This is a genomic window from Parafrankia discariae (assembly GCF_000373365.1).
In the GTDB taxonomy this organism is placed as follows: Bacteria; Actinomycetota; Actinomycetes; order Frankiales; family Frankiaceae; genus Parafrankia; species Parafrankia discariae.
The window spans coordinates 26,705-40,482 of the sequence record NZ_KB891217.1; the positions used below are offsets into that span (position 1 = coordinate 26,705).

Annotated in this window: 19 protein-coding genes; 12 read left to right on the forward strand and 7 right to left on the reverse strand. The window is 69.1% G+C overall.

Annotated features, from left to right (window positions below):
- Positions 1–173: 173 nt before the first annotated feature.
- From B056_RS0116440 to B056_RS36835, 5 genes are all read right to left on the reverse strand, one after another.
- Complete coding sequence (locus tag B056_RS0116440) at positions 174–1,316, reverse strand: hypothetical protein (protein WP_154677070.1); 1,143 nt, start codon at positions 1,314–1,316, stop codon at positions 174–176.
- The gene (locus tag B056_RS0116445; RefSeq protein ID WP_018502959.1) at positions 1,316–1,675 is read right to left on the reverse strand and encodes a WhiB family transcriptional regulator; all 360 of its coding nucleotides are present in this window, start codon (positions 1,673–1,675) and stop codon (positions 1,316–1,318) included. Before B056_RS0116445 ends, B056_RS0116440 begins: the two co-directional genes overlap by 1 nt.
- 87 nt (positions 1,676–1,762) lie before the next feature.
- A complete protein-coding gene (locus B056_RS39500) occupies positions 1,763–2,197 on the reverse strand; it encodes a hypothetical protein (RefSeq protein ID WP_018502960.1) in 435 nt (144 codons plus the stop codon).
- Complete coding sequence (locus tag B056_RS0116455) at positions 2,194–2,604, reverse strand: hypothetical protein (RefSeq protein WP_018502961.1); 411 nt, start codon at positions 2,602–2,604, stop codon at positions 2,194–2,196. Before B056_RS0116455 ends, B056_RS39500 begins: the two co-directional genes overlap by 4 nt.
- Positions 2,601–2,960 carry a hypothetical protein gene (locus B056_RS36835; protein WP_018502962.1) on the reverse strand — a complete coding sequence of 120 codons (360 nt, stop codon included), beginning with the start codon at positions 2,958–2,960 and terminating at the stop codon, positions 2,601–2,603. The genes B056_RS0116455 and B056_RS36835 overlap by 4 nt, the downstream gene beginning before the upstream one ends.
- A 239-nt stretch (positions 2,961–3,199) precedes the next feature.
- Between B056_RS36835 and B056_RS36840 the strand changes: the two genes are divergently transcribed.
- From B056_RS36840 to B056_RS0116520, 12 genes are all read left to right on the forward strand, one after another.
- Positions 3,200–4,240, forward strand: a complete 1,041-nt coding sequence (locus B056_RS36840) for a glycoside hydrolase family 26 protein (RefSeq protein WP_018502963.1) — start codon at positions 3,200–3,202, stop codon at positions 4,238–4,240.
- A 418-nt stretch (positions 4,241–4,658) separates the two neighbouring features.
- Positions 4,659–4,952, forward strand: coding sequence for a hypothetical protein (locus B056_RS0116470; protein WP_018502964.1), 294 nt, complete (start codon positions 4,659–4,661; stop codon positions 4,950–4,952).
- The gene (locus B056_RS0116475) at positions 4,949–5,734 is read left to right on the forward strand and encodes a peptidoglycan recognition protein family protein (protein ID WP_018502965.1); all 786 of its coding nucleotides are present in this window, start codon (positions 4,949–4,951) and stop codon (positions 5,732–5,734) included. Before B056_RS0116470 ends, B056_RS0116475 begins: the two co-directional genes overlap by 4 nt.
- 2 nt (positions 5,735–5,736) lie before the next feature.
- Complete coding sequence (locus B056_RS0116480; protein ID WP_018502966.1) at positions 5,737–6,312, forward strand: hypothetical protein; 576 nt, start codon at positions 5,737–5,739, stop codon at positions 6,310–6,312.
- The gene (locus B056_RS0116485) at positions 6,309–7,307 is read left to right on the forward strand and encodes a glycosyltransferase (protein ID WP_018502967.1); all 999 of its coding nucleotides are present in this window, start codon (positions 6,309–6,311) and stop codon (positions 7,305–7,307) included. The genes B056_RS0116480 and B056_RS0116485 overlap by 4 nt, the downstream gene beginning before the upstream one ends.
- Positions 7,304–7,549, forward strand: a complete 246-nt coding sequence (locus tag B056_RS0116490; protein ID WP_026239776.1) for a hypothetical protein — start codon at positions 7,304–7,306, stop codon at positions 7,547–7,549. The genes B056_RS0116485 and B056_RS0116490 overlap by 4 nt, the downstream gene beginning before the upstream one ends.
- A complete protein-coding gene (locus B056_RS36845; protein ID WP_018502969.1) occupies positions 7,546–8,499 on the forward strand; it encodes an NAD-dependent epimerase/dehydratase family protein in 954 nt (317 codons plus the stop codon). Before B056_RS0116490 ends, B056_RS36845 begins: the two co-directional genes overlap by 4 nt.
- Positions 8,496–9,152: a glycosyltransferase family 2 protein gene (locus tag B056_RS0116500; protein WP_018502970.1), complete on the forward strand. Its 657-nt coding sequence runs from the start codon at positions 8,496–8,498 to the stop codon at positions 9,150–9,152. Before B056_RS36845 ends, B056_RS0116500 begins: the two co-directional genes overlap by 4 nt.
- 85 nt (positions 9,153–9,237) lie before the next feature.
- On the forward strand, positions 9,238–9,813 hold the full coding sequence (locus B056_RS0116505; protein ID WP_018502971.1) for a glycosyltransferase family 2 protein: 576 nt from the start codon (positions 9,238–9,240) through the stop codon (positions 9,811–9,813).
- On the forward strand, positions 9,810–10,376 hold the full coding sequence (locus tag B056_RS0116510; RefSeq protein WP_018502972.1) for a glycosyltransferase family 2 protein: 567 nt from the start codon (positions 9,810–9,812) through the stop codon (positions 10,374–10,376). Before B056_RS0116505 ends, B056_RS0116510 begins: the two co-directional genes overlap by 4 nt.
- A 10-nt stretch (positions 10,377–10,386) precedes the next feature.
- Positions 10,387–10,632: a hypothetical protein gene (locus tag B056_RS0116515; protein WP_018502973.1), complete on the forward strand. Its 246-nt coding sequence runs from the start codon at positions 10,387–10,389 to the stop codon at positions 10,630–10,632.
- 156 nt (positions 10,633–10,788) lie between these two features.
- Complete coding sequence (locus tag B056_RS0116520) at positions 10,789–11,130, forward strand: hypothetical protein (RefSeq protein ID WP_154677072.1); 342 nt, start codon at positions 10,789–10,791, stop codon at positions 11,128–11,130.
- Positions 11,131–11,171: 41 nt separating this feature from the next.
- Here B056_RS0116520 and B056_RS42800 read toward each other — a convergent pair whose 3' ends face one another.
- Together B056_RS42800 and B056_RS0116530 are read right to left on the reverse strand one after the other, a co-directional pair.
- A complete protein-coding gene (locus tag B056_RS42800; protein ID WP_154677073.1) occupies positions 11,172–12,635 on the reverse strand; it encodes a glycosyl hydrolase in 1,464 nt (487 codons plus the stop codon).
- Entirely contained in the window at positions 12,632–13,774 is a 1,143-nt protein-coding gene (locus tag B056_RS0116530; RefSeq protein WP_018502976.1) for a hypothetical protein, read from the reverse strand. Before B056_RS0116530 ends, B056_RS42800 begins: the two co-directional genes overlap by 4 nt.
- Between the last annotated feature and the right edge of the window lie 4 nt (positions 13,775–13,778).

Sequence of the window (13,778 nt, forward strand, 5' to 3'; positions counted from 1 at the left end):
GGCGAAACGAGGACGGGACCGAGACCGAGCCAGGACCGCGCTCACGGCGGCCACCCCTTTCCAAAGCTGCCCGATTATGACCGGGATACGGACAGTGTCAGATGCGGGGAGGGGGCCACGTCAATCCACGCACAGATATCAGTGTGATCTACCAGTGGTCTACCTTCCAGAATTCAGATCTGCGTCGAATCCCCCGGCCGCCGAGGCAACCCCAACCACCCCTGCGCGGTAACCGCCGCATCAACCGCACCACCCCCACCAGCACGAATCAACCCGGCGACTTCGAGCACCTCACGAGCCAGCCACGTCCGCGCATCCGGGCAGATCGTCACAGCCTCGTTCAGGGCCTGTGACGCCGCGTCGAAATCCCGCCGGTTCACCGCGTCCCGCGCGGACACGATCCGCACAGCCGCGCGCATCGCGTGCGCCCCCGACGAATCAGCGTCAGCCTGCGCGACCTCCAGCCACTCACCGACCGGCTCTCGGGCGGCAGCGAGCGCACCCGCAGCCGACAGCGCGAGGTCACCGGGGTGTATCCCGTCGTCGAGGAACGACCAGCCGCGCGGCGGGTCGCGCTGCTCACCGGACCGGGCGAACGCCCGGTCTCCCGCACGGATCGCTACTGCGATCTCCGACGTCCGGTAGGTGCTCGACAGGGCCCCCGCCTCGTACTTGATCGCAAGCATTGCTTCCATCGGGCTGTTCCTCGGCGCGACCCGCCGACCCTGCCGTGCCAGCTCGACGGCAGCTTTCCGGTGCCCGGCCTTGTCCGCGATCCGCGCCGACAACGCGAGGACATGAGCCCTGGTGTGGATATCGCCGATGGCCTGGGCTTCCTGCCCGGCGGCGAACAGGGCCTGCCGTGCTCGCTCGGTCCGACCGGTGTGGGTGAACGCCTGCCCGGCGAGAAGATGCCCGCGCGCCGCCAGCCGCGTATACGCGGACCGTCGCCCGGCGGACCGTGTTTGCCGGGCCCCCAGCACGGCGCCGCGAGCGAGCGGGAGCACCACGGCCAGCGTGTCAGCGGGTGGCCGATGGTCGTACGCCAGCCCGGCAGTCTTGATGCGTTCGTCGAGGGTGTCGATCGGCAACACCTCGATGGCGCCGGCTGTCACCCCGAACGCTCCCAGGATGGGCACGGCGAGCATGGCCCGCCGTGACGTCCCCGCGCTGTTTGCGATGCCCATAGCACGATGGTCCCCCTGCACATGCGCAAAGTGAACAAGCGGAAAGGTGAAAGGAAGGCTAGAACCCGGCACGCCCTTGCCGGGAGAAAGCGGCTGAACACCCGGCCCCCGCACCCACGCAAAGACCACTAGCCTCGGTCTTCACGCGCCGCCCGCAACTCGGCAACCCGCGCCGCCACCGCCCCCCTCCGGCTCCGCTGCGTGTGCGTCATCCCACCGAACGTCCCCGACCGGGCGCTCGGCGGCTCGGCCGCCGCCCGCTCGACCAGGCACTCCAACTCCACCGCGCAGCCAGCACACACAGCCAACGCCAGCGTCTGCCGTCGCCTGTTCTCCGCCCGCTCACCGAGGGCCCGCTGGCCCTTCCGGCCCGGCAGCACCTCCGACACCGCAACGTCGGCGTCTTCCCACCACTCCGTCGGGTACTCCAGACATGCCCCCCGCGCCTGCCAGTACGGCCCGTCCTCCGCGCTATCAGCGCCCACCACGCCACCCCTTCCTGCTCCTGACACACCGATGCCGGCACACCCCACGCGCGGGATGTGCCGGCATCGGCCTCGGTCCTTCTGTTCAGATCACAGGGCGGTGTACTTCCGCGACGCGGTGACCCGGCCGCCCACGCGAATCTCGGTCCTTCTCACGCCTCCCCGCTCGGCCAGTTCGGCCACAGTCGGCAACCAGCCCGGCCACGGGTTGGCCCTCCTATCCGCCGACGACACGCCGAACAGGTAGCCAAGGCCGCCCTGCTCGACCAGACCCGGCACCACACCGCGGTGCTCCCACCGCCAGGTCTTCTGCCGGTTGTGCGCGGGACGCCCAGCGCCGATCAATCGCGCACCGGCAGCGACCTCCCGGGACAGCCGCTCCAGGGACCAGCCCAACCACATGCGCAGTTCGGTCAGCGGATGAGCGGCCCCGTCATGCGCGCGCCGCTGCGTGCACGTCGGGCAGGTGCACAGCGGGCAGTAGAAGAGGAGCTTCTCGGTGGCGGGCACGATCTCGGTCGTCACACGACACCCGCCGGATATGCGTCCAGCACGGCCGGCCGCTCAGCGAGCAACGCTCGCAGCCCCGCCCGCCGCTCTTCCAACTCGCTGATCCGCCACGCGACCTCGTCGAGCTCGTCGGCCGCGAACGCCCGGTCAACCGCCAGGGCGTGCACGGTGATCCACTGGTACATCCGGTTCCGGCTGGCCACCTGAGCAGGCACGCCGGCCCACCGCGACGTCTGGGGCCGGTCGAGCAGAGCCAGGACCCCGGCCGCGTCCAAGCCGAACGGGTCGACCGGGCCGACCCCGAACAACATCACCGGCACCGGCGCCCCGTCCACGCCCTGCACCGAGACGACGACGTTCCCACCGCCGATCGGTCCGGGCCGGTTCTCCACCTGCACCCGCAACCGCAGGTCCTCGCTCACCGCGCGCCCGCCAGAACCCGCGGCGCCCCGGTGGTCACAGGCAGCTCGATGCGGATCGGCGCCGCCGCGGCCAGGAGCGCCTGCACCTCGGGACGCAGCGCGGCTGCGATGTCCGTGACCCACCTCAGATCGTCGTCGGGGAGGGCATCGCCCCAGGCGTGCACGGGGACCAGGTCGAACCAGGCATCGACCGCGGCGGCGCCTACGGGCTGCTCGTCCGCCTCCTCGTGGATCACGTCCAGAACTGCCCGGGGCCCCTCGCGGAGCGCCACGTACTCGTGTGCGTACGAGGTGTCTTCGAGCGATGCGAGACCGAGTCCGTGCAGGTGCTCGGTGTAGTCCTCGTTGTGCAACATGTCCTGTCTCCCTTGCGGTTCGCGGCGCTCTCCCTCGCCGCTGCGTAGGGAAACAGTACGGCGGCGTTGCGTCGTGTTGCATCTCATCGTTGCGTGTCGCGGTAACCGCGCGTCACGATGGGGACGGGCGCGGCAACCCGACCAGGGGGGAACCGTTGCCCGACTCGCAGGACAAACCAGCTCAGCCAGCCGACGCGGCCACGGGCCCGGCAGACCAGCCCGACAGCGCCAGCGCACCCGTGACCGACGTCCAGATGCGCCGCGCTATCTTCACGCTGATCACCGTTGCGATCACGGCCCTCGTCGCGCTCACCACGTACCTCGGCCAGAACATCGCCGAGGGCCCCGGGCCCGACGCCCCCGCGCCGACGCCGACAACCAGCCCGACCAGCGCGCGACCACCCGCGACCTGGCTATCCGGCGTCTACCCCGAACCAGTCCAGAACGCTGCCAACGTCACCGCGTTCGGGACCTGGCGCGGAGACCCCACCGACATCGCGCTCACGTTCGTCACCCGCAACCAGGGCTGGCAACACATCGTCGGCAGCGAATCATTCATCTGGGGAAACTTCCGCGGCTGGCCCGGAAAACTCATCATCTCCGTACCACCCTGGCCCGAGAACACCGGCGGAACCTACACAGCCTGCGCGCGCGGCGACTACGACACCCAATGGCGCACCTTCGGGACCACCCTGAAAACCCAGAACCGGGCCGGGTCCATAATCCGGATCGCGTGGGAAGCGAACGGGAACTGGTTCCAGTGGTCAGCGACCAACCCAGCCCTGTACAAAACCTGCTGGCAGCACATTGCAGCGGCGATCAAATCAACGGACTCCGCCGCGCAGATGGACTGGGCGATCAACGCCCACTACTCGCAGAACCCCCCGAGCCACAACCCGCTCGACCTCTACCCCGGTGACACAACGGTCGACATCGTCAGCATCGACGCCTACGACCACTACCCGCCGTCACCATCCGGTGTCGCCTTCGACACCCAGTGCAACGCCCAGGGTGGTGCCTGCTGGCTCGCCGCGTTCGCCCGCGGCCACAGCAAGCTGTTCGCCGTAGGGGAGTGGGGTGTCGTGTCCGGCCGGGGACCCGACGGCGGTGGAGATAACCCGCTCTACATCGAGAAGATGCGCAAGCTATTCGCCGACAACGCTGACATCCTCGCCTACGAGGTGTATTTCTCCGACACCGACGAACGCAATGTCAAATCAGATATTTGGCGTGTCCCTCAGAACCCGCGCTCCGGCGCCGCGTACCGGGAGCTTTGGTGATCGGCGGAGATGAGAACGTGGTCCAACGCCGCGATACAGAGCTGGCTGGCATTCCTGGTAGGGACCAGCGGCTTCATCCACGAGATCTGGATTTCAGGACTGGACCGGCCCTGGCTACTCGCCGGCCTGGTGGCGCTGATGGGCCTCCCCGGACCGCTGGCCCTAGACCGGCGCCGAACCGACCCGCCCACCACACCCGACCCCCCGCCGCCGGCCGGGGGGTCGCCTCCCGGTACCGGTGGACCTTCACCTACCTGACGATCGCCGTCCTCGCCGTCCTCGCGCTGCTGGCGGTCAGCCGGTGACCCCGACCCCGCCGCCCGACAAACACGGCCCAGCCCAGCCTGCGCCCGGCCAGGGCCCCCGACGGTGCCGCCACCGCGCACCCGTCGATCGGCCGCTGCGCTTCGCCGCCGCCGTGTCAGTCCTCGCAATCGCCGCGATCATCGTCGGGTTCGTCTCCACCCAGCTCCGTGACGTCCGCGCAGCCCAGCGGCGCATCGAGCAGCAGCAGACCGACATCAACCGGCAGCAGACCGAGCTGCACCGCGCGCAGGCAGACCTGGCTACCCTCGCCCGCGCCGGCTGCCGGTTCTGGGTGGCGCTCTCCGAACTCGACCCGGCAGACGCGAAGACCCTCTTCGGTCGCACCCTCGCGCTCTCAGGCGCCGACGCCGCCACGATCCTCAACTGCCCGGGGGCCCGCCGATGAGCACCCTTCCAACCCTCTACCCGCCCGCCGAATACCGCCCGGTCCGCAACGTCAACCAGGACCGGGCGATGGTCACCCCCACCCGCGGCCTGATCCCGCACCTTCAGGTCGGCAACGGCAGCCTGTTCCGCTGGTTCGACAACCCGGACAGCGGCGTCAGCACCCACCTGTGGCTCTCCAAAGCCGGCGGGTTCGAGCAGTACGTACCGCTGAACCTTCAGGCGTGGGCGCAGGCCGCTGGCAACCCCTACTGGATCAGCGTTGAAACCGAGGGCTACGAAACCGAGGGCTACACGGCCATCCAAATTCGCCGCCTCGCCGAGCTGTTCGCCTGGGGAATGCAGCACTTCGGCTGGGCTGCGGCCGTCACCGACCAGCCTGCCGGCGGCGGCATCGGCACCCACCGCATGGGCGGCGTCCCCTACGGCGGCCCCCGCACCTGCCCCGGAGACCTCCGCGCCGCCGCCCGCGGTGAGATTCTCGCCGCCGCCCAGCGGATCACCAGCCCGCCCGGCGTCGTCAACCTCACCGCCGGCCGGTACGCCGACCGGCCCACCCTGCGCGCCGGTTCCACCGGCCCGCACGTCGCCGAGCTGCAACGGGCCCTCAACCTCGCCGCCACGAAACCCCCGCTCACCGCCGACGGCGACTACGGGCCACGCACCACCGGCGCGGTGAAGGTCTTCCAGCTCAGCGCCGCGCTCAGCGCCGACGGGATCTGCGGACCCCGCACCTGGGCGGCGCTCGGCGCCCGCCTCACCGCCCTGGGCCGGCACACCTGACCATGACGATCCCCCGGGACCACGCCGACACCGCGATCCGCCAGCACCTCACCGCGATCACGCACCGGCTCCGGACCCGATGGAGGATCAGCCCGAGCGACACCCGGTACGACGACCTGTACTCGGATGCCCAGCTCGCTCTCTGGCGGGCGCTGGCCAGCGACCCGCACGCCACCAGCCGCGCCGACGACCCGGCGGCACTCCGCCGCTGGGTCAACCGGCGCATCGACTGGGTGGTGGTCGACTACCTGCGCCACACCACCATCGCGGCGATCCCTGGACGCCGCCTGGCACAGCCCCACGTCGACATCACCGACGACATCACCAGCGCGGCCGACGCCGCGGCCCCGGCCGCACCTGACATCGCGGACGACGTCGCCCAGGCCGACGCCGTCCGGACCCTCCTCGCGCGCCTCCGCGCGATCGACCCCCGGCTGCCCGGGGTCGTCGTCGGCCTGGCCGCCGGCCACACCCAAGCCGATGCCGCTCTCCGGATCGGCGTCGGTCGCACCCGCGTCGGCCAGCTCCTCGCCGACGCCCGCATCATCCTCGCCCGCGCAGAACAGGACCACGATTGAAGATCTTCGGATGGGCTGCGGATAACGGCGGCTGCTACTTCTACCGCCTCGGCCTGCCCCTCGGAACGCTCGCCGAACACGGCCACGACACCCACACATCCGCCGTCCTCACACCAGACTGGCGCCGAGATGCCGACATCATCATCGGCCAGCGAGTCACCAACCCCGGCCCGTCCGTCACCTGGCAGGACCTCGCAGCCGAAGGCCGCACCACCCTGATCTACGAGATCGACGACGACCTCACCGAGGTCGATAGCTCATCCCCACTGGCACACGGGGTGTTCAGCGACCCGGAGACCCAGGCCCGCATCCGGACGAACATCGCCGTCGCCTCCTGGGTCGTCTGCTCCACCGAGGCCCTCGCCGAGAAACTCCGCCGCTGGAACCCGGACGTGCGTGTCGTCCCGAACACGATCCCCGCGTCGCTGCTCACCCTGACCCGGCCACGTCGTGCCGCGCTCACCGTCGGCTGGGCCGGGTCCGCCACCCACGCCATGGACTGGGCGGAGATCCGCAACCCGGTCCGCCAGTACCTACGCCGCAACCAGGCCAGCCGCCTCCACACCATCGGCGCCGACTACGGCACCGCGGTCGGCCTGCCCGAGCAGACCCAGCACACCATCTGGCAACACGAGATGGCCAGCTACTACCGGGCGATCGATTTCGATATCGGCCTGGCGCCGCTGCGCCCCCACCTGTTCAACAGGTCGAAGTCCTACATCAAATGCCTGGAGTACGCCGCGCTCGGTATCCCGGTCATCGCGTCGAACACCGGCCCCTACCCCGGATTCGTCCGCGACGGCGAGACCGGGTTCCTCGTCGACCGGCCCCACGAGTGGACCCGCCGCCTACGGCAGCTCACCGAGGACCCCGACCTCCGCGAACGCATGGGCACGGCCGCCCGCGAACTCGCCGCCGATCACACCATCGAAGGCGCCGCCGGCCAGTGGGCCGCCGCCTACGGCCTGCCCGCCCTGACCCCTGTACCAGCATGACCACGCCCCGCACCTGGCTACGAACCGCCGACGATGGCGTGCTCTGCGCGGACGCCGTCCGCTACATCGGCATTCGGGAGCACGGCGACGGCTGGGCGCTCTGGGCCAAGGCCCCCGGAGTCATGGCATTCGACACCCGCCTCGCCGGCCACCACCCCAATCGTCACGCCGCGGCACAGGCCCTCGACCAACTACTCGATGCGATCGACGGTCCCAACCTCGAGGAGGACAGCACACCGTGACCACCACCCTAATCACCGGCGGCGCCGGGTTCATCGGGCAGCACCTCACCGCACACCTCACCGCCGCCGGCCGCCAAGTCCTCGTGCTCGACCGCACCGGCCAGGCCACCTTCGACGACCCGGCGGTCAGCGTCATCCTCGGCGACATCCGCGACCCCACCGCCGTCACCGAAGCCATGTCCCACGCCGACTCGTGGGTCCACCTCGCCGGCGTACTCGGCACCCAGGAGACCGTGACCAACCCGCGGCCGGCTGCGGAGACGAACGTCCTCGGCGGCCTCAACGTCCTGGAAGCCGCCGCGCAGTACCGGCTGCCCGGCGTGAACATCGCCGTGGGGAATTGGTGGATGCTCAACACTTACGCCATCACCAAGACCACGGTCGAGAAGTTCGCCGCGATGTACCGCGACGAGCGCCACATCGCGGTGAGCGTCGTCCGCGCGCTCAACGCCTACGGCCCCGGCCAGTCGATCGCCGCACCCTACGGCCCGTCCAAGGTCCGGAAGATCATGCCGTCGTTCATCTGCCGCGCGCTCACCGGGAACCCCATCGAGATCTACGGCGACGGCCAGCAGATCATGGACATGATCCACGTCTCCGACGTCGCGTGGGCCCTCGCCGCCACGCTCACCTACACCGAGGAGCACGGCGCCCTGAGCCAGCCGATCGAAGCTGGCACCGGCCGGCGGACCACCGTCCGCGAGATCGCCGAAACCATTGTGGCCGCCGCTGGCTCCACCAGCGTCATCCACCACCTACCCATGCGCCCCGGGGAGACGCCCGGCGCCGAAGTCCTCGCCGACACCTCCACCCTCCTCGGCATCGCCAACCCGGCTCTCTTCACCACCCTCGAAACGGGGGCCGCCAACACCGTCGCCTGGTACGCCCAGCACTGGCTCCCCAGCTGGCTGGCCGACCACCCGGCCCCCACAGAGACCGCCGGCCGATGAACCTCTGGGCCATGGCCTGCTGCCACCGCCCCGACATCCCCCAGATGGCGGCCACCCTCGCGCACATGGGCATGCCCGCCGACCGGGTCGTCATCGTCGCGAACGGCCCCCACCCACCCGCCGCCGCGGACTTCCCCAGCGCACGGGTCGTGCACTACCGCAGCCCCGGCTACAACATGAGCCGCTGGTGGAATACCGGCTTCGACACCATCGCCGAACTCGACCCCGGCCCGCGCGAGATCTTCGTGTTCAACGCCGACACCACCGCCGACCTCGACACCGTGACCCGGCTCGCCACCGCCCTCCGCGAACACGACCTCACCGCGGCCGGCCCCGACCAGCACGGCCAGTTCCCCAACGGGGAGGTGTTCATCAACCGGCAGCCCGCCCCAATCGACCTGTACCGGCGGCTCCCCGGCTATGCCTTCGTCATCGCCGGGGAGCACGATCTACGCTGCGACCCGCAGTTCCGCCACTGGTGGCTCGACGACGACCTCGAGTGGCAGGCCCGCAGCCGCCGCGGCACCGGGATCGTCGGCGGGACCCGCGTCGCCCACCCCCCGAACGGCAACCCGCTCTCCCCGACGCTCACCCGCTGGGCCGACGAGGACCGGAAGAAATTCCTGAAGAAGTGGGGAGCCACATCCTGGTGAACCCAGCGGCGTGCCTTCCGCTCCCAGCCCCCGGCCGTTGCCACCATCACCACACCCACACCCACACCCGACCGGAAAGGCACCGATGACCAGCGGCGTCACCGTCGTCATCCCCACCATCCCGCCACGCGCCGGCCTGCTCGCCCGCGCCGTTGCCTCCGCCTCCGCGCAGACCCTGCCCCCCGACGCCCTGTCGGTCGCCGTCGACACCGACCGCCAAGGCGCGTGGGCGACCCGGCAACGCGCGCTCGACGCCGTCACCACCGAGTGGACGGCGTTCCTCGACGACGATGACGAGCTCGGCCCGCACCACATCGCGATCCTGCGCGAGCACGCGGAGAGCAGCGGCGCCGACTACCTGTACCCCTGGTTCGTCGTGGCCGGCGGCACCGACCCGCTCGCGCAGTACTTCGGCCAGCCGTGGGACGACGACGCCCCCCACCAGACAACGATCGTGACCCTGGTCCGCACCGAGCTCGCGAAGGCCGTCGGGTTCCGCGAGCCCGGAGACGGCACCGTCGAAGGACAGCGCGCCGGTGAGGACTGGCTGTTCACCCTCGGGTGCATCAAAGCCGGAGCGAAGATCTACCACGTGCCGGAACGCACCTGGACGTGGCACCACCACGGGCGGAACACCAGCGGCCTCCCGGACCGCTGGTGAAACGCGACGTCACCGCGATCATCCCGAGCATCCCCCCGCGAGCCGGGATGCTCGTCCGCGCCGTCGCGTCCGTCACCGCGCAGACGGCACCACCGGCCGCCCTATCGATCGCCATCGACACCCAGCGGGAAGGCGCCCCGGCCACCCGGGACCGGGCGCTCCGTGCCGCCCGCACGACCTGGGTGGCCACCCTCGACGATGACGACGAGTGGATGCCGCAGCACCTCGAACGGCTCCTGGACTGCGCCGAGGAGACCGGCGCCGACTTCGTCTACAGCTGGTACCAGCTCGAACCGCCCGGCCGGGACCCGCTGCCGCACTTCGGGAAACCGTTCGACCCGGCCAACCCGATCCTGACCACGATCGTCACCCTGGTCCGGACCGAGCTCGCGCAGCAGGTGGGCTACCTGAAGTGCACGCCCGACGAGGTGTTCATGCAGGAAGACTGGATGTTCGTCCTCGGCTGCGTCGCCGCCGGAGCGAAGATCGTGCACCTGCCGGAGCACACCTGGACCTGGCACCACCACGGCGGCAACACGTCCGGCCGGCCGGACCGCTGGTAGGAAGGCGGCCATGAACGGCGACGAATTCGGCGGACTCCTCCGCGTGTTGGAAACCCTGCGCCAGGAACTGGCAAAGACCTGGGACGCGATCATCACGACCGTCCGCGCCGTGTACCGGTACGTGTCCACCTGGCGCCAGCGCCTCGCGCGTGCTGAGTGGAAGTGGGCAGGTCGGTGCGCGCGGATGCTGTCCCGACACCCGGACCTGGTCACGCTCGACGGGTGGATGGACCGCATGTACCCGGGCCTACCCTGATGCTCATGTGTGCCAAGAGTAATCGTTCGGTGTTAGCTTGTGACCTGGTGGGGGCACCTGGACCGACCCGCCGTGCCCGGGGCCGCGCGGGTCGGCTCCACCCTCCCCGCCGCCGCGGAAGGCTGGCGGCGCCGCCCCGTCGAGAGGACGCCCCCGGTGGCTGACGGCAAGCTCCTGCAATGCGAGATCATCAACCGGCCGGACGGCACAGCGGGGCCGGGCGTCGTCTTCGCTGCCGTGCTGGAGTCGTACAGCTTCGTCCCGCGGACCCTCGGCGAGACCGTGTTCTTTCAGATCATCGGCTACGGCAAGGACGGAACGAGGTACACCCTGACCGGTCTCCACCCCACGGAGGACGCCGCCCTCTTCGTGATCACCGAGGCTATCGGCCCCGACCGGGCTTTCAACCCGTCGCCAGCAGGCAGCGGCGACTGGGCGCCATCTCCCATGCCACCGGCTTCGTTCTCAGGATCAAGCTCCGCCTCCGTCGGGCAGTAGCGGACCGGAGGCCGCCGGGCAGCTTCGCCCGGCGGGCCGGGTCACGTCGGGACCCGCCACAGCTCCCGGTACTTCAAACTTGACTGCGGGTTACGTGAACCGAGCAAGTCGGACCAGACGTTGTTCGGGTCGACGTCGTTGAAGTATGACTCGGCGTGGACCAGATTGATGCTCTTCAGGTGTTGCAGCCATTCGTAAACCCACTGAATAAACCCCGGATTATCGTGGCCGCCAAACGCCTGCTTATTTACCGCGTTGTTCAATCCCCACTCGCACAGAACAATCTTCTTGCCCTGCGCAAGCGCGAATGTTTCCCAGAACTTTGCCCGGCCAACATTGGTGGATTCGCGGGTGTTGACCGCGGCGTACCCGATCGCCTGCGGATAGTGGTCGTAAAGGTCGATGCCAATATAGTTGACGTAGGCGGGACCGGGCCAGGAGTTCCGTGCGTCCCCGCCAGAGGTTTGAGACGCCCCAGCGTTTACCGTCCATGCGAACTCCGCAGTCGGACGCGTCTCCCTTGTGAGGCTGACAATACGGCGATACGCCTGGATGAACGCAGTCGGGTTTACGGACGACCAGGGGAACCAGTTCCCGTTAAACTCAAACGCCAGGTTCGTGACCGGCTCCGGCATCCCCCGGGCAACAAAGGCATTCAACGTATCGCCCCAGCGCCGCCATTGCGAGTCGTACGCCCCACTGTTGATCGCATTTGCCTGCGCGCCGTTCGCCGCCGACCCGATCAGGTTCGGACCCAACGGCTGCCCGATCAACGGAACGAAATTTGTACGGGTCCAGTTGTTGACCACGTACGTCGGGCCGACTAGCTGGTCCCACCCACCTGTTCTCTGGCTGTATGTCAGACCGGATGTGGTCTGCCGCCCACGCCAGGTACCCCACTCGTCCACCGACTGCTGGGTGTACTGCGCCTGCCCACCCGGACGTGCCACACCCGACAGCCAGAAACTGGGCGGCGGAGGCGGAGGAGGAGGCGGCGGATCAGGGTCGGGATCGGGGTCGGGGTTTCCCGGGCCCGGATCTGGTTCCTCAGGGTCCGGGTTCGGCGGGTCCGGCGGGTCCGGGTTCCCCGGATCAGGATCGGGATTGGGGTTCCCCGGGTCTGGATCTGGGGTCGGCGGCGGGTCCGGATCGGGCTCCGGCTCGGAAGGCAGCGGAGGAGGAGGCGAGTTCAGGCCCACCGCCGGACCGATGATCAAATAATCCTCGCCCAGCGGGGTGACATACACCCGATCACCCGGCGCGGGGGTGTACCCGCTGAGATATGGCATCTGGCGCGGGTGCAGCACAGACGACCCATCCAGAGTGATCCGCGGCAGGCCGAGTTCAGCCGGGTTGTACTCCAGATCAATCGTCGCCACACGCGGATACAGGGTGTTATCAGGATGAGCACGGATCGTGCGGTGCTCCAGAACCCGCAACCGGGCCAGCGCGTCTCGGATCTGCGCTGCTGCCTGCTCCTCCAACGGCGGCCGGTACTGGCTCACGAATCGTCCTCGACTTCGCCGAGGTGCAACTTCGTTGTCTCCTCGCGGCCCTCGCCCGGAGGCGTCACCGTCCAGCCGATAATCCGAACCCGTGTCGCCAGACCCGGCTGCCCGGTCTCCGGGTCCTCCGGATGCAGGGGCGAGCTCGCGACCAGCCACGCCCATGATCCCAACGGGATGTCCTGCACCCGCGGATACACCGGCCCGGGAACCGTCACCGTCGGCACGGTGACGGTCCGAGCCCGACGCCGCTGCATGGTGTCAGCGAAAGTATCGACTTGCGACTGGTATTGGACAATGCCGCCGGGGAACTGCCCGGAATCCTCAAGGACCGGGAACCCGGCCGCGATGTCGACGAAGTCACGGCCTCGCGCGGAGTCCGACACCCAGCTCATCTGCATGCCGTCCGTCGATGACGATGTGGCCGTTGCGCGGAAAGAATTCACGCTGTCCGAGCCGACCCGCGGGAACGAGTAGTCGACGACGTTCCCGGGAAACTGCAACACGATCGGCGTTGTCTCGGCGGACAGACCAAGCTGAGGCCGACCGAGCCGGAGAAACAATGCGGACATGTGCTCGTCGCTGAATCCTGGCTCGAAGGTGAACTCAAAGTTCTCGCTGCTGGCCAGACCCTGGAGGACGTCAAGAATTTTCCGGTTCTCGGCGCCCACGTAGGTCGTGCTCCGCGTGGCACCGCTCATCGTCTGAGGCAAGACCAGGCCGGCAATGTTCTTACCGGTTCCGGTCGTTCCCCGGGTGACGAGTCCTCGGGCGATGTCGAAGAGATCTATGCTGGTGAACTGGAGATCCGCGCGGATCTCCCGCTTCCCGAATAGGCTTTCGATCGAGCTGGCCCGAATCGGCAGCGAATAATCCAGGATCGAGCTGTGAGGCCAATCCCAGACGATCCCTGCCCAGATCGGTGCGCCGTCCTGCCCGACCCACAGCATGGTCCGGCGCGGTTCCAAGGCATCGAGGTAGGCCCGGTTCTGCGTCGCACTGGCCCGCAGATCGAGCGTGGCCGTCAGGTCCCCGGACGCGCACAACCGGCGTGAGAATGAATTGCAGTCGAGCGGCAGCCAGTCCGCCAGCACCGCGCCGGTTCGGACGTGCGTCGCCCAGTACCTGTATTCGGCCATCCGC